21 protein-coding genes are annotated in these 20,579 nt (G+C 72.6%); 9 read left to right on the forward strand and 12 right to left on the reverse strand.

Going from position 1 to position 20,579, the window contains the following annotated elements; translation table 11 throughout:
- Positions 1-43: 43 nt before the first annotated feature.
- The gene (thrS, locus tag ACIHAD_RS46615; protein WP_397361297.1) at positions 44-1,219 is read left to right on the forward strand and encodes a threonine--tRNA ligase; all 1,176 of its coding nucleotides are present in this window, start codon (positions 44-46) and stop codon (positions 1,217-1,219) included.
- Between the two features lie 10 nt (positions 1,220-1,229).
- On the opposite strand, the gene ACIHAD_RS46620 is transcribed toward thrS, so the two are convergent.
- Complete coding sequence (locus ACIHAD_RS46620) at positions 1,230-2,198, reverse strand: magnesium transporter CorA family protein (RefSeq protein WP_397361298.1); 969 nt, start codon at positions 2,196-2,198, stop codon at positions 1,230-1,232.
- Positions 2,198-2,911: a DUF72 domain-containing protein gene (locus ACIHAD_RS46625; RefSeq protein ID WP_397361299.1), complete on the reverse strand. Its 714-nt coding sequence runs from the start codon at positions 2,909-2,911 to the stop codon at positions 2,198-2,200. The genes ACIHAD_RS46620 and ACIHAD_RS46625 overlap by 1 nt, the downstream gene beginning before the upstream one ends.
- A 70-nt stretch (positions 2,912-2,981) precedes the next feature.
- On the opposite strand from ACIHAD_RS46625, the gene ACIHAD_RS46630 reads away from it, so the two are divergent.
- Complete coding sequence (locus ACIHAD_RS46630) at positions 2,982-4,259, forward strand: YibE/F family protein (RefSeq protein ID WP_397361300.1); 1,278 nt, start codon at positions 2,982-2,984, stop codon at positions 4,257-4,259.
- 6 nt (positions 4,260-4,265) lie between these two features.
- Here ACIHAD_RS46630 and ACIHAD_RS46635 read toward each other — a convergent pair whose 3' ends face one another.
- Positions 4,266-5,123, reverse strand: coding sequence for an NAD(+)/NADH kinase (locus ACIHAD_RS46635; RefSeq protein ID WP_397361301.1), 858 nt, complete (start codon positions 5,121-5,123; stop codon positions 4,266-4,268).
- Positions 5,124-5,226: 103 nt separating this feature from the next.
- Here ACIHAD_RS46635 and ACIHAD_RS46640 point away from each other — a divergent pair, with 103 nt between their 5' ends.
- Complete coding sequence (locus tag ACIHAD_RS46640) at positions 5,227-6,054, forward strand: DUF72 domain-containing protein (RefSeq protein WP_397361302.1); 828 nt, start codon at positions 5,227-5,229, stop codon at positions 6,052-6,054.
- A gap of 25 nt (positions 6,055-6,079) precedes the next feature.
- Here ACIHAD_RS46640 and ACIHAD_RS46645 read toward each other — a convergent pair whose 3' ends face one another.
- The gene (locus ACIHAD_RS46645; RefSeq protein WP_397361303.1) at positions 6,080-7,351 is read right to left on the reverse strand and encodes a cytochrome P450; all 1,272 of its coding nucleotides are present in this window, start codon (positions 7,349-7,351) and stop codon (positions 6,080-6,082) included.
- 150 nt (positions 7,352-7,501) lie between these two features.
- Here ACIHAD_RS46645 and ACIHAD_RS46650 point away from each other — a divergent pair, with 150 nt between their 5' ends.
- Entirely contained in the window at positions 7,502-8,644 is a 1,143-nt protein-coding gene (locus tag ACIHAD_RS46650) for a glutamate--cysteine ligase (RefSeq protein WP_397361304.1), read from the forward strand.
- A gap of 13 nt (positions 8,645-8,657) precedes the next feature.
- Here the strand turns inward: ACIHAD_RS46650 and ACIHAD_RS46655 are convergent, their stop codons facing one another.
- Both ACIHAD_RS46655 and ACIHAD_RS46660 read right to left on the reverse strand, forming a co-directional pair.
- Positions 8,658-10,193 (reverse strand): NAD(P)-binding domain-containing protein, encoded by a 1,536-nt coding sequence (locus tag ACIHAD_RS46655; protein ID WP_397361305.1) that lies wholly within the window; start codon positions 10,191-10,193, stop codon positions 8,658-8,660.
- A complete protein-coding gene (locus tag ACIHAD_RS46660) occupies positions 10,193-10,753 on the reverse strand; it encodes a carboxymuconolactone decarboxylase family protein (RefSeq protein ID WP_397361307.1) in 561 nt (186 codons plus the stop codon). The genes ACIHAD_RS46655 and ACIHAD_RS46660 overlap by 1 nt, the downstream gene beginning before the upstream one ends.
- Before the next feature lie 152 nt (positions 10,754-10,905).
- Between ACIHAD_RS46660 and ACIHAD_RS46665 the strand changes: the two genes are divergently transcribed.
- Positions 10,906-11,298 carry a nuclear transport factor 2 family protein gene (locus ACIHAD_RS46665; RefSeq protein ID WP_357695590.1) on the forward strand — a complete coding sequence of 131 codons (393 nt, stop codon included), beginning with the start codon at positions 10,906-10,908 and terminating at the stop codon, positions 11,296-11,298.
- Between the two features lie 34 nt (positions 11,299-11,332).
- On the opposite strand, the gene ACIHAD_RS46670 is transcribed toward ACIHAD_RS46665, so the two are convergent.
- Positions 11,333-11,848, reverse strand: coding sequence for a carboxymuconolactone decarboxylase family protein (locus ACIHAD_RS46670; RefSeq protein WP_397361308.1), 516 nt, complete (start codon positions 11,846-11,848; stop codon positions 11,333-11,335).
- A 368-nt stretch (positions 11,849-12,216) separates the two neighbouring features.
- On the opposite strand from ACIHAD_RS46670, the gene ACIHAD_RS46675 reads away from it, so the two are divergent.
- The gene (locus ACIHAD_RS46675; RefSeq protein WP_397361309.1) at positions 12,217-12,873 is read left to right on the forward strand and encodes an NADPH-dependent F420 reductase; all 657 of its coding nucleotides are present in this window, start codon (positions 12,217-12,219) and stop codon (positions 12,871-12,873) included.
- 16 nt (positions 12,874-12,889) lie between these two features.
- On the opposite strand, the gene ACIHAD_RS46680 is transcribed toward ACIHAD_RS46675, so the two are convergent.
- The 3 genes from ACIHAD_RS46680 to ACIHAD_RS46690 form a co-directional block, all read right to left on the reverse strand.
- On the reverse strand, positions 12,890-15,115 hold the full coding sequence (locus ACIHAD_RS46680) for a SpoIIE family protein phosphatase (RefSeq protein ID WP_397361310.1): 2,226 nt from the start codon (positions 15,113-15,115) through the stop codon (positions 12,890-12,892).
- Positions 15,116-15,192: 77 nt separating this feature from the next.
- Positions 15,193-16,047 (reverse strand): SDR family NAD(P)-dependent oxidoreductase, encoded by an 855-nt coding sequence (locus tag ACIHAD_RS46685; protein ID WP_397361312.1) that lies wholly within the window; start codon positions 16,045-16,047, stop codon positions 15,193-15,195.
- A 120-nt stretch (positions 16,048-16,167) separates the two neighbouring features.
- On the reverse strand, positions 16,168-16,614 hold the full coding sequence (locus ACIHAD_RS46690; RefSeq protein WP_397361314.1) for an ATP-binding protein: 447 nt from the start codon (positions 16,612-16,614) through the stop codon (positions 16,168-16,170).
- Positions 16,615-16,959: 345 nt separating this feature from the next.
- On the opposite strand from ACIHAD_RS46690, the gene ACIHAD_RS46695 reads away from it, so the two are divergent.
- Complete coding sequence (locus ACIHAD_RS46695; RefSeq protein ID WP_397361315.1) at positions 16,960-17,340, forward strand: STAS domain-containing protein; 381 nt, start codon at positions 16,960-16,962, stop codon at positions 17,338-17,340.
- Between the two features lie 148 nt (positions 17,341-17,488).
- On the opposite strand, the gene ACIHAD_RS46700 is transcribed toward ACIHAD_RS46695, so the two are convergent.
- Entirely contained in the window at positions 17,489-17,851 is a 363-nt protein-coding gene (locus ACIHAD_RS46700; protein ID WP_397361316.1) for an STAS domain-containing protein, read from the reverse strand.
- A 407-nt stretch (positions 17,852-18,258) separates the two neighbouring features.
- Between ACIHAD_RS46700 and ACIHAD_RS46705 the strand changes: the two genes are divergently transcribed.
- Together ACIHAD_RS46705 and ACIHAD_RS46710 are read left to right on the forward strand one after the other, a co-directional pair.
- Complete coding sequence (locus ACIHAD_RS46705; RefSeq protein WP_397361317.1) at positions 18,259-18,867, forward strand: TetR/AcrR family transcriptional regulator; 609 nt, start codon at positions 18,259-18,261, stop codon at positions 18,865-18,867.
- 629 nt (positions 18,868-19,496) lie between these two features.
- The gene (locus ACIHAD_RS46710; protein ID WP_397361319.1) at positions 19,497-19,859 is read left to right on the forward strand and encodes a DUF1622 domain-containing protein; all 363 of its coding nucleotides are present in this window, start codon (positions 19,497-19,499) and stop codon (positions 19,857-19,859) included.
- 91 nt (positions 19,860-19,950) lie between these two features.
- Here ACIHAD_RS46710 and ACIHAD_RS46715 read toward each other — a convergent pair whose 3' ends face one another.
- Complete coding sequence (locus ACIHAD_RS46715) at positions 19,951-20,427, reverse strand: PASTA domain-containing protein (RefSeq protein WP_397361320.1); 477 nt, start codon at positions 20,425-20,427, stop codon at positions 19,951-19,953.
- Positions 20,428-20,579: the final 152 nt, after the last annotated feature.

Below are 20,579 nucleotides of genomic sequence, written 5' to 3' on the forward strand. Positions count from 1 at the left end.
ACGCCCGGGAGCTGGTCGTTCGCCCTTCACGCAAAGGACGATCATGAACGACCACCGCAGGCTCGGCCGCGAGCTGGAGATCTTCGGCACCGACCCGCTGATCGGCTCCGGCCTCCCCTACTGGCTGCCCGCCGGGGCCGCCGTGCGCAAGGCCGTGGAGGACTACGTCCACGAGCTCGAACGCCGCCACGGCTACGTGCACGTCAACTCCCCCGTGCTCGGCAAACGCGAGCTGTACGAGCGTTCGGGCCACTGGGCGCACTACGCCGAGGACATGTTCCCGCCCATGAACGTGGGCGGCGAGGAATTCGTGCTGCGTCCCAGCCTGTGCCCGCACCACGCGCTGATCTACCGCTCGCGCGGGCGCAGCCACCGCGACCTGCCGCTGCGCGTGGCCGAGCTCGGCGGCATGTACCGCTCGGAGCTGTCGGGCGTGCTCGGCGGCCTGACCCGGGTGCGCGCCATCCAGCTCAATGACGGTCACGTGTTCTGCGCGCCGGAGCAGGCCGCGGCCGAGGTGTCGGCCGCGCTGGACCTGATCGAGGCCGCGCACGCCCAGCTCGGCATCGAGGCCGCCCGCTACCGTCTCTCGCTGCGCGGCGACGGCGACAAGTTCGTGGACGACCCCGCGATGTGGGCCCGCTCGGAGGCGATCCTGCGTGACGTGCTCAGGGAGCGCGGCCGCGCCTACGACGAGGAACGCGGCGAGGGCGCCTTCTACGGCCCGAAGATCGACATCCAGATCGCCGACCCGGCGGGCCGGGAGAGCACCCTGTCGACCGTCCAGGTGGACCTGTACCAGCCCGAGCGCTTCGACCTGGCCTACGCGGGCGGGCGGCGTCCCGTCATGGTGCACCGCAGCGTGGTCGGCGGGCTCGAACGCCTGGTCGCGCACCTGATCGAGGTGCACGGCGGCGCATTCCCCGCGTGGCTGGCGCCCGTGCAGGCGGTCGTGCTGCCGCTGTCGGACGCCGAGCTGCCGGCCGCGGAGGACGTGCTGCGGCGGGCCGTGGCCGCCGGGCTGCGGGCCGAGCTGGCCCCGGCGGACCGGGGCACCCTGGGGGCCAGGATCAGGGCGCACCGGCTGGTGCCGTACCAGCTCGTGGTGGGGCCGCGCGAGGTGGCCGGTGGCGTGCCGGCCGTCCGGTTGCGGGACGGGAGCCAGGCGGGCCCGGTGCCGGTCGAGAGACTGGCCGAGGACTGCCGGCCGCGTTTCTGAGCCCCGCCGCTCAGAGCCAGTCCTTCTTCTTGAAGACCACGTACAGCGCCACGGACGCCACCGCCACCAGCACCGACGAGACCCAGAAGCCCGAGATGTCCCCGGCCCCGGGGTAGGGCACGTTCTGGCCGTAGAAGCCGGTGATGGCGGTGGGCACCGCGATGATGGCGGCCCAGCTCGTCACCCGCTTCATGATCTCGTTGAGGCGGAAGCCCTGCTGGGCCAGGCGGGTCTCCCGGACGTTGGCGAGCATGTCGCGGATCGCCTCCACCCACTCGGCGACGCGCTGGACGTGGTCGTAGACGTCCTCGTAGTAGGGGGCCATCACCGGGTCGGCCACGAGCTCCTGGTCGCGGCGGAGCAGGGTGCCGAGCACCTCCCGCATCGGCATCGAGATCTTGCGCAGCCTGGCGGTGTTCTTGCGCAGCACGTACATGGCGCGCTGGAGTTGCCTGCCGTCGCGCGGCGCGTCGTCGAACAGCGTCTCCTCCATGGCCTCGGCCTGCGCGTCGAGGTCCTGGACGAGGTCGAACTGGCTGTCCACGACGTGGTCGAGCAGGCCGTGCAGCAGGAAGGAGACGCCGTGCGAGGCCAGGCGGGAGGCCGCGTCCCAGCGCCTGATCACCTCGTCGATGTCGAAGCGGTCGTTCTCGCGGACGGTCACCAGGGCGTTGCGGGTGACGAAGACGTTCACCTCGACGGGGACGAGCCGGTCCTCGTCGAGGTGGATGCCGTACACGGTGATGAACAGGTGGTTGTCGTAGACGTCCACCTTGGGGCGCTGGTGGTCGCTGAGCACGTCCTCGACGGCCAGCTCGTGCAGGCCGAGCTCCTCGCCGATCAGGTTGAGCTGGTCGGGGGTGGGCGAGCACAGATCGAACCAGATGGTGGCCTCGGGGTCGCCGACGTGGTCGGAGACCTCCTCGACGGGGAAGCCCTCCTTTTCGAGGACGCCGTTCCTGTACAGACGCGTGCGCATCAGGTGAGTCTGGCAAATCGCCGGGCATCGCGCACGGCCGCTCCCCCGGGATCGTTGTTGAAGTAGACGTGGACGTCCCGCCAGCCGGCCTCGTCCACCCTCCTCGCCCAGCTCCTCAGCGCCGCGTCGCCGTAGGAGGGCCAGGGGGCGGCCAGGCCCTCGTGCAGGCGCACGTACCCCCAGTCGGCGGTGCGCCACAGCGGCGTCAGCGGCCGGCCGAGCCGGTCGGCCCAGCACAGCGCGGCCCCCCGGGCGAGCAGCACGTCGCGCACCTCGCCGGTCCACCAGGAGTCGTGCCGCGGCTCCACCGCCACCCGCACGCCGCCGGGGAAGCAGCCCAGGCAGCGGTCGAGCAGGGCGGGGGCGGCCCGCAGCGTGGGCGGCAGCTGCAGCAGGACCGGGCCCAGCTTCTCCTTGAGCTCCCCCGCGGCCCGCATCAGCCGGGCGACCGGCTCCTCGGGCTCGGCCAGCCGCTTGATGTGGGTGAGGTACCGGCTGGCCTTGACGGCCATCACGAACCCGTCGGGCGTGCGCGCCCGCCAGGCGGCGAACGTCTCCGGCGACGGCAGGCGGTAGAAGGCGTTGTTGCTCTCCACCGTGGGGAACTCGGCCGCGTACGTCTCCAGCCACAGCCGCTGCGGCACCCCCTGCGGATACAACACGCCGCGCCAGTCCTTGTACTGCCATCCGGAGGTGCCCACCAGCGTCGCCACACCCGGCTCCTACCCCGGGCCCGGTGCGTTACTGTCGCAGTCCCGGAAGCCGAGGAGGATCTTTCACGCGATGGGCGCCGATCATTTCCACGGCCACGGCCACTCCCACGGCACGCCCGCCGCGCCGCCGTCGCGCCGGGCGGTCGTGGCGAGCCTGGCCGTGCTGGTGCCGCTGGCCCTGGCGACGCTGGCCTGCCTGGTGTGGCTCTGGCCCGCCGCGCGGGAGGCGCCCGCCGGTCAGGACGGCCAGGAGGGGCAGGCGGTCGAGCGGGTCGAGGGCACGGTCATCTCGGTCACGCTCAGGCGCTGCCCGGCCGTCCAGGAGGGGATGCCCGCGCCCGACCCGGCCACCTGCGGCAACGCCACCGTGAGGGTCGGCTCGGGGCCCGGCCTCGGCCGCGACGTCACCCTGCGGCTGCCGGGCGGGCCGGGGGCGCAGCGGTTCACGGCGGGCGACGACGTGCTGCTGCTGCGGGCCGCCGACGGGGAGTACCAGCTCTCCGACCACGACAGGTCCACGACGTTGTGGCTGCTGGGGGGCGCGTTCGCGCTGGCGGTGATCGCGTTCGGACGGTGGCGCGGGGTGACGGCGCTGGTGGGACTGGCGGTGACGTTCGGGCTGCTGCTGACGTTCGTCATCCCGGCCGTCCTGGCGGGCGAGCCGCCGATGCTGGTCGCCATCGTCGGCTCGGCCGCGATCATGCTGACCGTGCTCTACCTCACCCACGGCTTCTCCCTGACCACGTCGATGGCCGTGCTCGGCACGCTGGCCAGCCTCACGCTCACCGGGCTGCTGTCGTACGGGGCACTCGGCCTGGCCCGGCTCAACGGCGTCACCGACGACAGCGCGCTGACCCTGGGCATGAGCCTGTCGATCGACACCCAGGGCCTGCTGCTGGCCAGCATCATCATCGGGGCGCTGGGCGTGCTCGACGACGTCACCGTCACCCAGGCGGTGACGGTGGGCGAGCTGGCCGCGGCCAACCCCTCCTACGGCTTCGCCCGCCTGTACCGGGCCGCGGGACGCGTCGGCCGGGCCCACATCGCCTCGGTGATCAACACGATCATCCTGGCGTACGCGGGGGCGTCGCTGCCGCTGCTGCTGCTGTTCAGCATCGGCGCGCAGCCGCTCGGCGACGTGCTGACCACGCCGGTCGTGGCCCAGGAGATCGTCCGCAGCGTCGTGGGCACGCTCGGGCTCATCGCCGCCGTGCCCATCACGACCGCGCTGTCGGCCCTGGTCGCCGCCCGCGGGGCGCGGCACGAGGAGATGCCGGCCGCCGAGCCGTTCACCAGGCCCGTACGCGCCGAGGGCCCGCTCACCCGGCCCGCCCGGCACCGCCGCTGAACGCGGTCAGCCGACCTCGGCGCTGCCGTCCACGCGCAGCTTGCGGCGGGCGCGTTCGTAGAAGGTCGTGCCGACGCGGACCACCTTGGCAGCCCCCGGCCAGGCCGTGACCGTGACGGTGTCGCCGGGGCACAGGTGGCCGACGACCCGGCCGTCCACCTCGACGGCGAGCCTGCCGCTGGTGGGCAGCACCTCCAGCGTCACCTCCTCGTCGGCGGGCAGCACCAGGGCCCGGTTGAAGGAGGAGTGGGCGGCGGCGGGCACCACGAGGATCGCCTCCACCCGGGGCGAGACGATCGGCCCGCCGGCCGAGAAGCTGTAGGCGGTGGAGCCGGTGGAGGTGGCCACGATCACGGCGTCGGCGGACAGGCTCACGAACGGGCTGCCCGACGGGGTGACCGACACGGCGGCCAGCCCCTCGCCGGGGATGCGCACCAGCGCGATGTCGTTGAACGCCGTCACCTCGACCCCGGCGACCACGCTCTTGATGGCCATCCGGGGCTCGATCGTGTACTCGTGGCGGTCGATGGCCGACAGCGTGCCGGCCAGCTCGTCGACGTCGATCTCGGCCAGGAATCCGAGCTTGCCCAGGTTCACCCCCAGGATGGGCGTGGGCCGGCCGGCCAGCAGCCGCATGGTGCGCAGCATCGTGCCGTCGCCGCCGAGCCCCACCAGCAGGTCGGCCCGCTCGACGAGGGCGACCGCGTCGACCGGGACGGCGCTGCAGTCGATGCGCCCGACCTCCTCGGGCAGCCCGAGAACGGTGGCCCCCTTCTCCGCGGCCCAGCGCAGGATGGTGTCGATCGCCTTCTTGGAGTCGCGCTGGGGATGCAGCACCAGCCCGACCGTCCCGACCATGCCCATGCGACCAGCCTAAACGGTGACGTTCCAGGACATCGGAGGCGGGCCCTGAGGACCCGGCGGCTCCGCTAACGTCGGAGGCATGCGGCTTCATGTGGGATGTGCGATGTGGACGCACACACCGTGGAACGGACGTTTCCTGCCCCATCCGCTCCCGCCGGGAGAGCGCCTGCGCGCCTACGCCACCTGGTGCGACGCGGTCGAGGGCAACACCACGTTCTACGCCACCCCCGCCCGTGCCACGGTGGAGTCGTGGGCCCGGCAGATCGGCCCCGACTTCCGCTTCGTGGTCAAGCTGCCCAAGTCCATCACCCACCACCACCGGCTGACCGGCGCCGAGCAGGACCTCCACGCCTTCCTCGACGCCATCGAGCCGCTGGGGCCGCGCGCGCACGCCCTGTGGGTGCAGTTACCGCCCGCCTTCGGGCCCGCCGACCTCGGCACGCTGGCCGCCTTCCTGCACCGTCTCCCCCGCTCCCGCCGCTACGCCGTGGAGGTGCGCCACCGCGCCTTCTTCGAGGACGCCCGCCAGGCCGCGCAGCTCGAACGGGTCCTGGCCGCGGCCGGCGCCGAGTGGGTGCCGTTCGACACGGTGACGCTGTTCCGCAGCCCGCCCACCAGCGACGCCGAGCGTGACGCGTGGACGAAGAAGCCGCGCGTGCCGCGCCGCACCCGCGCGCTCACCGGCCATCCGATCGTCCGCTACCTGGGCCGCGACTCCGTCGAGGCCACGGTGGAGGGCTGGCGGGAGTGGGTGGCCACGGTCGCCGGGTGGCTGCGCGAGGGCCGCTCCCCCACCGTGTTCATCCACACGCCCGACAACGCCGACGCGCCGATGCTCGCCCGCCGCTTCCACGACGAGGTCCGCGCCCGGGTGCCCGAGTTGCGGCCGCTGCCCGAGCCGATGCCCGCCGAGCCCCCGACGCTGTTCTGACCGGCCCCCGGGTTCGTGGGCGCGCTCACGCCCCGCCCGGCCGGTCGCGCAGCGTGTAGCGGATCGGCAGGTGCTTGAGCCCGCCCACGAACGTGGTGGCCACCCAGGCGGGCTCGCCGTCGAACTCGACGCTCTCCAGCCGCGGCAGCAGCTCGGCGAACAGGGCCCGGATCTCCATGCGGGCGAGCGCGGCCCCGAGGCAGTAGTGGACGCCCGAGCCGAAGGCCAGGTGGCGGTTGGGGTCGCGGCCGGCGTCGAACCGGGACGGCTCGGCGAACACCTCCTCGTCCCGGTTGGCCGACGGGTACGACAGCAGCACCGACTCGCCCCGCCTGACCGGCGTGCCGCGTACGTCCGTGTCGGCGGCGGCGGTGCGCATGAACTCCTTGACCGGGCTCACCCACCGGATCATCTCCTCGGCCGCCGGCGGCAGCAGCCCGGGGTCCCGGCGCAGCCGCCGCAGCTCGCCGGGGTGCCGGATGAGCGCCTCCAGGCCGCCGGCGATGGTGGAGCTGGTGGTGTCGTGCCCGGCGGTGGCGATGATCACGTAGTAGGAGGCGGCGTCGAGGTCGCTCAGCGGGCGGCCGTCCACGCGGGCGTTGGCGATCTCCGAGGCGAGGTCGCCGGTGGGCCTGGCCCGGCGGGCGGCGGTCAGCTCGCGGAAGTAGGCCAGCAGGTCGGCCAGCACGGCGGTGTGGTCCGAGGCGGTGCCGCCGCGCCGGTTGTCGCTGTCGTCCTGGCCGAACAGCTCCTGGGTGAGCCGCAGCATGCGCGGGAAGTCCGACTCCGGCAGGCCCAGCAGCGACAGGATGACGTAGAGCGGGTAGTGCACGGCGACCTGCCGGGCGAAGTCGCAGGAGCCGCCGTGGGCGGCCATCCGGTCGACGTAGCGGCGGGCCAGGTCGCGTACGCGTACCTCCAGGGCGCGCATGGCCCGGGGCCTGAACCAGTCGGTGGCGATGGCGCGCACGACGCGGTGCTCGGGGTCGTCCATGTGGACGAGCGTCTTCAGGCCGGTTCCGCGCGCCCGCTGCTCGGCCAGGCGCGCGTCGATCTCCGCGCTGCGCAGCACGGGACGCGGGGCGCTCAGCCACAGGGCGTTGTTCCGCTCGATCTCCAGCAGGTCGGCGTGCCGGGTGACGGCCCAGAAGGGGTTGTAGCCGGGCACCTCCACGCGGTGCACGGGGGACTCGCGGCGCAGCAGCGCCAGGGCCTCGTGCAGCCGGGTCTCGTCGGCGTACGCGGCGGGCGTGGCGAACACGTGCCCGGCCTCCTCCACGGACATGGTCGCGGTCACGGGCGGGCCCTCCTCTCGATGCGGGGTAGTGCGGCCAGGAGAGCCATTCCCCCGGGGCGAGTGCGCCATTCGGCCCTCCTGCCGCGCCCGGCAGGGCAGGATCGGACGCAGCGTTTCCGCAGTCGAGTGCAGCAGTGGAGTGGAGTGGACATGACGGCTACCGCCGAGTCGTTACGGCAGACCTCCGGCGGCACGACCGCCCGCCTGATGGGCGTCGAGGAGGAGTACCTGATCGTCGATCCGGCCACCCGCGCGGTGGTGCCGGGGGCGGCGGCCGTCGTCGAGCGCGCCGCGACCGGCCTGGGCGACCGGGTCTGCACGGAGATCACGCAGTTCCAGGTGGAGGCCAAGACGGCGCCCTGCGCGAGCCGGGCCGAGCTGGACGGCGAGCTGCGGCGGATGCGCGAGGTCGTGGCCGCCGCCGCGCGCGCCGAGGGCCTGGCCGTGGTCGCCTCCGGCACGCCGGTGATCGGCGACGTCGTCCCGCCGCCGATCACCGAGCACGCCCGGTACGGCGTCGGCATCGACAACTACCGGGCCCTGCACGACGAGCAGGCCATCTGCGCCGGTCACGTGCACATCCACGTGCCGGACCGGGAGCAGGCCGTGCTGGTCTGCAACCACCTGCGCCCGTGGCTGCCGGTGCTGCTCGCGCTCATGGCCAACTCGCCCTTCTGGGCCGGTCGCGACACCGGTTACGCGGGGTGGCGGGTGCTGGCCTGGGGCAAGTGGCCGGTGGCCGGGCCGCCGCCGTACTTCCGGTCGCTGGAGCACTTCGAGCGCACGGTCGCGGCGCTGACCGCCAGCGGCGCGCTGGTCGACCCCGGGACGCTCTTCTGGGACGTGCGCCCGTCGGCCCGGCTGCCCACGGTGGAGGTGCGGGTGACCGACGTGCCCGCCTCCACGCGGGAGTCGGTGTTCCTCGCGCTGGTGGTGCGGGCGCTGGTCACGGTGTCGCTGCGCAGGGTGGAGGACGGCGACCCGGGCCCCGAGGTGCCCGGCGAGCTGCTGCGCGTGGCCTACTGGCGGGCCGCCAGGGACGGGCTCGGCGGGTCCGGCGTCGATCCGTTCACGGGCGCGGCGCGGCCGGTCGCCGAGCTGGTGGCGGAGCTGCTCGAGCACGCCGGGCCCGCGCTGGCCGCCTCCGGCGACCTGGAGGCGGCCCGGCAGGGGTGGCGGCTGCTGCGCGAGGGCGGCGGCGGCGCCGACCGCCAGCGGGCCGCGCACGCCCGGCGCGGGGCGCTCGCCGACGTGGTCGACGACCTCGTGGCCCGCTTCTCCTCCGAACGCTGAAACCGGGCGGCTCCTACGGCTGAAGCCGGGCGGCCAGGAACGCGCGCAGCGGCTCGGCGTGGCGGGCCGGGTCGCGCCAGCGGGCCTGGAGGTCCTCCAGGAGGTGCTGCTCGGCGACCGGCTCGCCGTGCCGCCAGGCCCGGACGACGGGATGCAGGAAGGCGCATTCGTCGGCCCGCTCGGGCGTGGGGTGGCGCTGGATGGCGAACACGTCGGCGCGGTCGCGCGGCCCCCAGCGCAGGGTCAGCGTGAGGCACAGCCCGGCGTCGGCGAAGCGCTCGCGGGCGTAGTCCTCCGGCAGGTCCTCGTAGTGGCGCACGACGCCGCCGGGGCCGAGCACGTACGCGTCGGCCAGGTACTCGAACTGGGTCCACAGCGCCGAGCTGTGGTTGACCCGGTCGAGCATCGACCCGGTCAGCGCGTCGGCGTCGGCGGGCAGCTCGCGGACGGGCAGCGGCCTGCCCTCGTAACGTTCGAGGAGCAGGGCGGTCAGGGAGCGCAGGTTGTAGCGGAAGCCGTCGATGAACGCCGAGGAGGCTCGTTTGAAGTCGCGGGCCTGCATGAGGGTGCCGGCGAAGTACAGGCCCTCGACGTCGGCCGACTGGAAGTCGGGGCGGATCGCCGGCATCCGCCCGCTGGGTGTCAGCGCGGGACGGCAGGAGTCGCCGAACAGGCCGGTGTCCATGGTGAAGCCGGTGCAGCGCAGGACGGCGTCGTAGTCGAGCAGCGCCTGCTCGCCGTCGGCCAGCGTGTAGGTGATCGCGGCCCTGATCGCGCCGTTCTCGCGCCAGAGGCGGTCCACGGTGCATTCCAGGACGCCGTGCAGGGTCTTGAACCAGTAGCTGTCCAGGAAGGCGCCGTACTGGCCGCGGACGTGGCCGGGGTGCTTGCTCGTCCAGGCCAGCCGTACGGGGCTGGGGCTGGCCAGGTGGATGACGGCGGCGTGCGGGAGCAGCGCCTGCGCGGTCTCGAAGGCCGAGTTGCCCTTGCCGATGACCAGGACGCGCCGGTCGGTGAAGTCCTCGCCGTTGACGGGGACGTCCTCGTAGCCGGTGGCCAGCTCGATGCCCGGGATGTCGGGGACGTGGGGGCCGCCCCACCCGGTCGCGACGATCAGGCAGTCGGCGCGGTGGACCTGCTCGCCGGCGTGGACGACGAAGCCCTCGCCGTCCTTGTCCACGCGCTCGACGGCCGTCGAGTACCGCACCCGCAGCCCGTGGACGCGCTGGAAGTCGGCGAGGTAGCGGACCAGGTCGTCGGCGTGCGGGAAGTACTCCTGGGAGTACTGCGGGAACATCAGGTCGGGCTCGTCGTTGAGCAGGGAGTTCCAGTCCCAGCGGAGCTGGATCTCCCGGTCCTTCTCGCCGGTGTGCACCTTGTTCAGCGAGATGAGCCGCCGGTGGCGCGGGTAGCGGCGGAAGAAGCCGCCGGGCGCGTCCTCGCGTTCCAGGGTGAGGTAGTCGGCCCCGGCGCGCTGCAGGAAGTAGCTGAGCTGCAGCCCGCCGGGCCCCGCACCGATGATCAGGAACCGGTGGTGTTCCTCGGCCATCAGCCCTGCTGTCCCGCCGCCGGTGGGACGGTCGTGTAGCCGTACGCGAGGATGCGCTGGGCGGCCAGCTCGTACCCGGCGGGGTCGTCGGGGGCGTGGGTGCCCAGGCCGTCGACGTACCGGTTGAACATGCAGAACGCGGCCGCGATCAGCACGGTGTGGTGCAGCTCCTGGTCGGTGGCCCCCTCCGCCCTGGCCGCGGCCACCAGCTTGTCGGTGACGTTCCTGCCGCTCTGCTGCACGGCGGCGGCGATGGCGAGCAGGGCGCGGAGCCTGGGCGAGACGGGAGCCGTGTCGGGGTCGGCGCGGACCTGGTCGACCAGCGTCATCCCTTCGGTGAGCTGGGCGGCGGCGAACGCGGCGTGGGAGGCCGTGCAGAACCGGCACTCGTTGAGCCCCGACACGTAGGCCGCGATCAGTTCCCGTTCGCCACGACTCAGCGTGCTGTCACCACGCAGAAGAACCTCGGCCAGCGCGTTCATCGGCGCGGCCGTCTCCGGGCTGAACTGGAAAAGTCCGCGGATCCCTGGCTCGTCGGAATCGAGGGCGATATGGGGCATCCAAGCTCCCATCGATGCGGTTTTCTCCTAGTCTGCACACTCCTGCAAATTGCGCAAGATCTCCTTTAATCCGCCTCCTTCTTGTCTCCTGCAACTGACGCGCGTAATGTCACGGACGCCACCTAAACCCCGTTTGTGACTGGGCGGTCGTCATGGATGAGCATCCCCACATCACCGTTGCCAGCAATACCTACGACGCCATTGCCAAGGGCGACCTGGAGGACCTTCGCCGGCTGCTCGCCGACGACGTGATCTTCCATGTCCCCGGTCGCGGCCCGATGGCCCGCGACTACTCCGGCAAGGAAGCCGTGCTCGGCTACCTGGCCGAGCTGCTGCAGTCCACCACCGGCACGTTGCGCCTGGAGCCGGAGTCCTATCTCGTCGGCGGCGACCAGGTCGCCGCGGTCCTGCGCATCCGCGGCGAGCGCGAAGGCCGTTCGCTCAACGACCGCGGCATGCAGTTGTTCAGGATCACCGACGGGAAGATCAGCGAGCGCTGGAGCTTCCCGCTCGACCCCTATTCGGTGGACGAGTTCTTCGGCTGACCGCACGACGCCCGACGGCGCGGGACGGGGCCGCTCAGCCGGCCTCGTCCAGCGCCTCGTCGTTCCACACCTTCACGTATCCGCTGGTCAGGCGGGCCCTGTCGGCGTAGTGGCCGGGGTCGTCGGTGGCCAGCGTGGCCAGGCCGTCCACGTACCGGTTGTACATGCAGAAGGCCGCCGCGATCAGCACCGTGTCGTGGATCTCCAGGTCCGTGGCGCCCTCGGCCCTGGCCGCGCGCACGTGCTCGTCGCCGACCTCCCGCCCGCTCCGCTGGACCGCCCCGGCGATGGCCAGCAGGGCCTTGAGCTTGCCGGAAAGGGGGGCCGCCGCCGGATCGGCGCAGGTCTCGTCGACCAGCGTCATGCCGTCCGGCACCCGTACGGCGGCGAAGGCGGCGTGGGTGTGGAAGCAGAACCGGCACCGGTTCAGCGACGACACGTACGCGGCGATCAGCTCGCGCTCGCCGCGGGTCAGCGGGCTGTCCCCGCACAGCAGCACCTCGGAGAGCAGGGTCAGCGGTTCGGCCGCCTCGGGCCGGTAGCGGAACAACCCCCGGATCCCGGGCTCGTCGGATATCAGCTGGATATGCGGACGAGTCCCGCCCGCGTGATTAACGAATTCACGCCGCTCGGCGTCGCGCGAGACGGATCGTAATGCTGAATTTCCCATTCGGCCCTCCAACGTCCGTTTGCCTGCCTATGGCATCCAGTGTGCGGGTTCACCGCGCGCAGATTCCGCCGGGGGACGACCAGGAAGTTGCGTGCCGCTGACCACTTGATGCCAGCCGCGCCGATGGAATTGCCGCCAGGAATCCGGCCCGGGGCCGGTCCGGCGCGCCGACAGAGCCTCCGACCAGCGATAACAGTCTGTGGCGATATCCTGGCGAACAGTAGCTGGCGGACAATCCGGGGGCGGGCATGAAGATCGGCATCATCGGCGCGGGGAACATCGGCGGCACGCTCACCCGGCGCCTCACCGAGCTGGGGCACGAGGTGGCGGTGGCCAACTCGCGGGGTCCCCAGACCCTGGCCGGCCTGGCCTCCGAGACCGGCGCGACGCCGGTGACCGTCGAGGAGGCGCCCCAGGGGGCCGACCTGGTCGTGGTCACGATCCCCCAGGGCAAGGTGCCCGAGCTGCCCGACGACCTGTTCGGCGACGTCACCGGCGGCCTGACCGTCGTGGACACCGGCAACTACTACCCCCAGCGCGACGGCAGGATCGACGAGATCGAGGCCGGGATGCCGGAGAGCCGGTGGGTGGAGCAGCAGCTCGGCCATCCGGTGGTGAAGGCGTTCAACAACATCTTCGCCGACCACCTCGGCCACGGCGGCCGTCCCTCCGGCACCCCCGGACGCATCGCCCTGCCCGTGGCCGCCGACGACGAGCGCGGCAAGAAGATCGTGATGGGCCTGGTGGACGCGCTCGGCTTCGATCCGGTCGACGCCGGCGGGCTCGACGAGTCGTGGCGGCAGCAGCCGGGCAGCCCCGTCTACACCACCGACAAGGACGCCGAAGGCGTCAGGGAGGCCCTGTCCCAGGCCAGTCAGGAACGCACCCCGGAGTGGCGCGCCTGACCAGGGCCGGCGCGGCTCAGATCCGGCTGGTGCGCAGGAGCATCATGGCGATGTCGTCGGCGCGGTGCTCGACGGCCGCCGCTCCGATCATGGTCTCGGCCAGGTCGGTGAGCGGCTGATCCGGCGACGGGGCGAACCCGGCGGCCAGACCGCCGATGGCCTCGCCGAGGTCGCGTCCGGGGACCTCGATGAGCCCGTCGGTGTAGAGGGCGAGCACCGAGCCGGGCGGCAGGGCGAGCTGGGTGGTGGCGTACTCGGTGCCCGGTTCGATGCCGAGCAGCAGCCCGGGGTCGGGCTCCACCACCTCGGCGGGCTCCCCGGGCCGGCGCAGCAGCGCCGGCAGGTGGCCCGCGCTGGCCACGCAGGCCGTCCCGCGGCCCAGGTCGATGCTGATGTACAGACAGCTCGTGAACCGGTCCGGGGCCAGCTCGTTGAGCAGGCGGTTGGTGTGCCCGAGCACCTCCCCGGGGTTGGCGCCCGCGGACGCGTGGGCGTGGATGGCCGTCCGCACCTGGCCCATCAGCGCGGCGGCGGTGACGTCGTGCCCCTGGACGTCGCCGATGACGGCGGCGGCCACCGTCTCCTCCAGCCGGATGAGATCGTAGAAGTCGCCGCCGATGTCCATGCCGGGCGTGGCGGGCAGGTAGCGGGCGACCACCTCCAGCCCGGGGATTCCGGGCAGGGTGCGCGGCAGCAGGCTCGACTGCAGGGACTGCGCGAACTGGTGCTTGACGTCGTAGAGGCGGGCGCGCTCGAACGCCTGGGCGATGAGCCCCCCGAGGGCCGTCAGGCTGGCCCGCTCGTCGGCGGTGAAGCGGTGGGGACGGTCGTAGGCCAGGATGCACATGCCCGCCCTACGCCCGCCGACGGTCAGCGGCAGGAACGCCCAGGCCGACATGTCGTCCGACCTGATCGCGTCCGGGTACGTCCCGCGCAGCTCGGCCCAGGTGCCGAAGAAGGCCGGCGCGCCGGCGGCCAGCGGGTGGTCGGGCGACAGGTGCATGAGGGGCTGGCCGTCGTACTCCTCGATCGCCTGCTCGCTGTACCCGCGGGAGGCGGCCACCTGCATGCGCCCGCCCCTTGAGGTGAGGATGGCCAGGGCCTGCACGTGGTAGGCGGGCATCACGTGGTCGGCGACCAGGTTGATCACCTCCTGGGCGGTGACGGCCCGCGCCAGGGTGGTGGCCAGGTGCAGCATCTCGTGCAGCGCGACCAGGCGCGGCGGCCGGTCGGCGGCGGCGAGCTGGTCGGGCATGACGGGACGCGGGTCGCGGGCCATCGTGCTCGGCGTGACGCGCACGGTGACGCCGGCCAGGCCCGGATAGAGGTGGAAGGCCAGCCACTGGCCGCCGGGGTTGCGGGTGGTGAAGTAGGTGACCTCCTGGCTGACCACCGCGGCGCGGTAGCGGTCCTCGTAGGCGAGCTCGCCCAGCCACGCCAGGACGTCCCAGGGCCGCCTGCCGATCAGCTCGTCGGCGTCGGCCTGGAGCAGCTCCTCGGCCGGGGCGGTGAGCAGGACGAGCCGGCCCTCGACGTCGAGCATGCAGTAGCCCTCGGGCAGCCGGTTGAGGCAGGTCAGCAGGAAGTCGTCGCCGCCGGGCGGCTCCCTGGTCAGCACGCGCGGCTGGTGACCCGGCGGCACCGGCCGGTTCGCCCGCGGGACGATCTCGGCCAGGTCCGCGCAGGTGGCGGTCAGGACGTCGAGGTGCTGCCTGGTGGGCCGGCCGGCCGGGGCGGGCGGCCAGAGCAGCAGCACGGCCCCTCGTACCTCGCCGTCGCGGTCGATCAGGGGCGCGACGGCCAGCGCGAACCCGTACGGGAAGGCGAGCGCCACGAGCGGGAACTCGCGGGCCATGGCCTCACGGTCGGGCACCCACACCAGCCGACGCTGCCGCACCGCCAGCGCGACCGGCGACTGGTCGGTCGTCCTGATCAGGACCCACGAGCGCGAGAAGGGCTCGGGGAGCCCCGACTCGGCCTCCATCATCAGCACGCGCCCGTCCTCTGCCAGGACGAAGAGCACGCACACGTGCGCCTGCGTGCTGATGGCCGCGCCGAGCAGCAGACTGTCCACATGCGCGTCACGGGCCCGGTCCGCGTGCGCGTGACGAGCCGGGCCCGCGTGCGCGTCACGAGCCAGACCATCGGTGCCGCCACCGCCGCCACCGCCGCCGCCACCGCGGCCGCTGTCGGCGTTCGACGGGCCGGGAGGGGGCGGCGGCGCGTGGGGGATATCTCCCATGAAATCAGGCTATGCAAGCGCTGTGTCCGGATATATGCACTCTCCGTAAGGGATGGGTAAAGTGTTCAAAGGCTCCGTCAGGCCAGCGGGCCGAGGTACGTCCCACCCGAGACGTCGATGGTCTGGCCGGTCACCCACCGCGCCGCCGGACCGGCCAGGAACCCGACCACGTCGGCGACGTCCTCGGGCTCGCCGAGCCGGCCGAGCGCGGTGATGGACTCCAGCCCGGCCACCACCTCGGGGATGGAGGTGTAGCCCGCGGTCATGTCGGTCCGTACGGCGCCGGGGGCGACCGTGTTCACGGTGATCCCGCGCCGGCCCAGCTCGTTGGCGAGCGTCGGGGCCATCGCCTCCAGGGCCGCCTTGCTGATCGTGTAGCCGATCTGCGTGGTGACGGCGAACCGGCTGGCCGTCGAACCCATGTTGACGATGCGTCCGCCGTCGTTGAGCAGCGGCAGGGCGCGCTGGATCACGAAGAACGGGGTGGTGACGTTGATGGTCATCACCCGTTCGAACTCGTCCGGGGTCAGGTGGGCGATCGGGGTTGCCGAGGCGATGCCCGCGTTGTTGACCAGGATGTCCAGCCCACGCCCGCCCAGCCCGACCGCCAGCCCCTCGAACAGCCTGTCCACCACCCCCTGGACACCCGACCCGCCCAGGAAACCCTCGGCGCCCCTTACGTCCTCGGCGCCGTTCGCGCCTTCGACGCCGTTCGCGCCCTCCGCGTTCTTTGTGCCGAAGCGGGCGCGGATGGCGAATGCCTGGCCGCCGGCGTCCTCGATCTGGGCCACGGTCCGCTTGGCCGCCTCGTCGTCGCCCCCGTAGTGCACGGCCACCAGCGCGCCCTCGGCGGCCAGCCGCAGCGCCACCGCCCGGCCGATGCCCCGAGAACCGCCCGTCACCAGCGCGGTCTTACCGGTCAGCATGCCCATTGTTCGCTCCCCACCTGTGTGGCCTGTGTTCCGCGGTCGCGGAGACAGGTCAACAGTGGCGGGGGCGACTCACCGCGTCCTCACCGCCGGCTCACCGCCCTTTTGGGCGGATCACCGCGGCTAGCTGACCGCGGGCGAGGAGTCGCCGCCCTGCCAGGGACGCAGATGAGTGGCCATGGGCAGGCGCATACGCAGCCGCAGCCTGCTGCCTCCTTGCGGATGGTCGATGCCGACCTCGTCGCACAGCCGGTGGATCAGCCACAGCCCGAGCCGCCGTCCCGAGGCCGAGGGACGCGTGAGGCGGGCGTCGGCCAGATGCTCGGCCCGCAGGCGTCCGGCGGTGTCGCAGACCTCGACCGTGAGGACGGCGGCGTCGGTGTACGCCGTCACCGTGCCATGGCCGCCGCCGTGCTCCAGGACGTTCGCGGCGGCCTCGTTGACGGCGAGCACCAGGTGGTCGAGCCGCGCGCCGGACAGCCCCGCGTGACGGGCGTAGACGCGGACCAGATCACGGGTGAGCGCGAGATTGTTGGTGATGGTGCACCGCAGGTGGAAGGGTGCGTGCATGGCTTGCCCCTACCGTGTACGGGGGTTACGGCGGCGTAAAGCGCCCGATCGAGGGCAGAGAGTAAGGCGACCGAGTAAACGAGCCGAGCCGGGCGCGCCGCGGGCGCACCCGTCCAGCTCACCGGCGGCCCACGCCGCGGTGACCTGGCCGGTGCCTGGCGGAAAGAGTCGATCGCCCGACATCTGCTTCTCCCTCTGCCCGATGTGCCGACGCTGAATGGACGCGCGGCGCGCCGGGCGCTCTTGTTTTCGGCGATCTGTCAGGGGCGCCCGTCCCCTCCCTTGATCCGGGACGTGGCGCGGCTCGGCTCTGCCCTGAGACGACCGCATTTAGGTGTGATTTCGATGACCGACCAAACCGGCGACCCTGCCGACGTGCTGCCCATGGTGCACCCCTTCGGCCTGCGCGTGCGCGGCGAGATCGACCACCAAGGACGGCCCGCACTGGCCCGAGCGCTGGCGTGGGCGTTACGCATCGGCGAGACCGACATCCATCTGGACCTGTCCGAGCTTACCTTCATCGACGCCGGCGGGCTGCGGCTGATCATCAGCACGGCCACCGACCTGCCGCCGCCGCGACGGCTGGTGCTGCAGAACGCCTCGTCCACGGTGCGCGAGCTGCTGGTGCTGCTCGGCTGGCGGCTGGGGCCCGACCATCAGCTGTATCAAATGATCAACGAATCTCATCCCCACGGCCCCGACCCGGCCCCCTCACCACCGTCCTAGCCTGACACTCCCGCCGCGGCCCGGCGCCCTCGCACCAGCCCCTGACGGGCCGGCTTGGTGACCTGGCGCTCCGGCCTGGCCCGGCAGCCGTCCTTGCTCGGGAGCTCGGCGCTTGTCGCGGCTCGGCGACCGCCGACGTCCTCGGCGGTCAGGACGGCCAGCCGCGCGGCTTGGCCCAGACCGCGGCCTCGGCCTGGACGTCCTCCGGCGGGAACAGACGCGACAGCCGGGTGATGTCCAGCAGGCGCGCCAGCGGCCCGTGCACCCCGACCAGACGGACCGTGCCGCCGCGCCGCTCGGCCTGCCGCTGGCCGACGATGAGGGCCCAGAGGCCGCACGAGTCGCAGAAGGCCAGGTCGGTGACATCGATCACGACCTTCGGACGGTCCGCCTCCAGGAGTTCCGCGAGGGTACGGGCCAGGGGCATCCGGGTCACGCGGTCGAGCTCGCCGTCGAGGTGCACGACATGGCAGCCCGGCAGACGTTGGACGTTGATCGCTAACTCTGTCATAAGGGGGATCCAGAGCTCGGCGCCACCACTGTCCGCATCCGGCACATCGGCGGCGACATCGGACATCGCCCGTTCCTACCCCTCAGCGGCGGTCTTGCGCCTCGGCACGTCCCAGGTAAGCACGATGTGGCCCACCCGCCACAACCGCGCCCCTTCCTGGGCCGATGGCCGGCATGCGAGCCCGCCCCACGCCTCACCAGCCCACACGCCAACGACCAGAGCCCCGACGTCGCCGGGAGAAGCCCGCGAAGGCCCCTTTCCACCCGATCCGAGCCGCCCACCCGCCCGCGCGCGACCACGTCCAAGCCCGTCACCGCCGCGCCCCACGCCGGTCCGATCGCGCCGCGCGCCGCCGATCCAGCCGGAGAAGCACTCGTCACGGCCGTCCCGGCCGTATAGTGAGTTGGGTGACTGACTCAACGAGGACACGGGCCCGGGGGGCCGACAAGCGGCGCAGGCTGATGGCCGCCGCCGCCCGCGTCCTGCACGAGCAGGGCGTCGAGCGGACGACCATCGCCGACATCGCCGAAGCCGCCGGCGTGCCCGTGGGGAACGTGTACTACTACTTCAAGACCAAGGACGAACTGGTCCTGGCCGCACTGTCCGAGCACGCCGGCCACCTGGCCGGGCTCACCACCGAACTCGACCGGTTCCCCGATCCGCGCGCCCGCCTCAAGGCCATGGTGGACGCCTGGGTGAGCCAGCGCGACATCGCCGCCCGGTACGGCTGCCCCACCGGCACACTCGCCGCCGAGCTCGACAAACGCGCCGAGGGCGGCCTCGACGTCGAGGCGGGCCGGGTCATGCGGCTGCTCCTGGACTGGTCGGAGCGCCAGTTCCGCGCCCTCGGCCTGCCGGACGCCGACGATCTCGCGCTCACCTTCGTCGGCGCGTACCAGGGGATGTCGCTCCTGGCGAACGCCTTGCGCGACCCCGAGATCATGACCCGCCAGGGCACCCGCCTGACCCACTGGCTCGACTCCCTTGCCACCGACGCGTCCCACCAGGAGCCCTGACGTAGAGGATGTCGAGGTCGGCGCCGCGCCAAGGGACGCGCTGAGGACGATCGCCGACCCTCTGGTCCCGCCGCAGGTACGCATGCTCATGAGAGCGGAGCACAGGAACCTGGCCAGCTTCGCGCTGCGGCTCAGGCGATGTCTACCGGCTCCTGTTCGTACTGGCCCTCGGGGCGGCGTCCGCCACCCGGCGGCATGTCGTGACCGCGGAGGAGTTGCGCATCCGCCACGACGCGTACTTCGACCTGCGCGTCCCGTGCGAGCTCATCGCCTCGGTCAAGGTGAGCCGCAACTTCAACGCGTTCCTGAACCAGGTACGACCACGAGCACGCGTGCCCGGCGGGCTCTCCCCGCCCGACCGCACATCGCCCTTCACCCAAAGCCCGCCCCCATCCGGCACGCATGACCTCCTGTCCCGGCCCACCCCGGTCGGGCGCCCTGACCTCTTGGCCCGGCCCGCCCCTCTCCCCCGTCCGGCCCCCGCGTGGCTTCCCACGCGAGCCCGCCTCCTTCCTGTTCGAGATCCGTGGAGCGTTCCCGGCAAAGAGGGTGGCTGGTGCGGCGTGTCGGGGAAGGGTGCGGGGCGGGGGCCGCTGATCCTTGCTGAAGGCGGGACAAAGAGGGTGGTCATGGACTTCGCGCGGATCGTGGAGACGATCGGCCAGGCTGTCGATCTCACGGGCGTGGCGATCATCGTGCTGGGCGCGCTGACCGCCACCGTGTCCTTCGTGCTGCGACTCCGCGAGGGACGGGCTCCGCACGACGTCTACCGCGCCTACCGGCAGGGCCTCGGGCGGGCGATCCTGCTGGGGCTCGAATTCCTGGTGGCCGGGGACATCATCCGTACCGTGGCGGTGTCGCCGACCTTCGTGAGCGTCGGCGTGCTCGCGCTCATCGTGCTCGTACGGACCTTCCTCAGCTTCTCGCTGGAGGTCGAGCTGGAGAACCGCCTGCCCTGGCAGGCGGGGCGCGGCGCCGACACCCCCGGCTGACCCACACCGACCCCCGGACGCAGCCGGCCACTCCAACACGGCAGGCCGCCCGAGGACGTGAGGTCGCCCCGGACGGCCTGACCGGACGGGATCACTTCAGGACGCAGGGCCGTCCGTTGCGGTCCACCCCGCTGGACTCGGTCAGGTTCACCGCCGAGCCACGCGCCACGGTCGCCCCCGCGCCCGGGCTGCTGAACAGCACGGTCCCGCGGACGTCCACACAGGTGTTGTCGAACGTGACCGCCCCCACGGTCAGGCCCGCCCCCGCGATGGAGTTCCGCGCGCCGCCGTCGTCGAAGCCCTGCACGTTCGGCACGGTGGTGAGGCCGCACTGCAGCCGGAACAACTCCCACGACCGCGCCTGGGTGGCGTCGCTGTGGATCACGTCGGTCGTACGGCCCCCGCCGCCCACCGCCGTCAGGTAGTTCCCGGTGTTGAACGTCTGGAACGTACAGGTGGTCGGGGTGGCGATGGGCGGCGCCGCCCACGCGGGCCCGCTCAGCCCCGCCATCCCCGCGGCGGCCAGCGCCAGCCCCGCCACCGTGCCGAACGCGCGTCTCAGGTTCATGCGTCTCTCCCTGCTCCCGGCTCCTCGGTCGGAGTCCTCGCCCTGGGGGCGTTCCAGGGATCTGGATCAAAGGTTGTGGAGCGGTGACGGAGCGCTACCCGGCCGGCGACGGTACTGGTGATCGCGATCCTGTAACAGGCTGTGCGTGAAGG

It is taken from the genome of Nonomuraea sp. NPDC052265, from assembly GCF_044547985.1.
In the GTDB taxonomy this organism is placed as follows: domain Bacteria; phylum Actinomycetota; class Actinomycetes; order Streptosporangiales; family Streptosporangiaceae; genus Nonomuraea.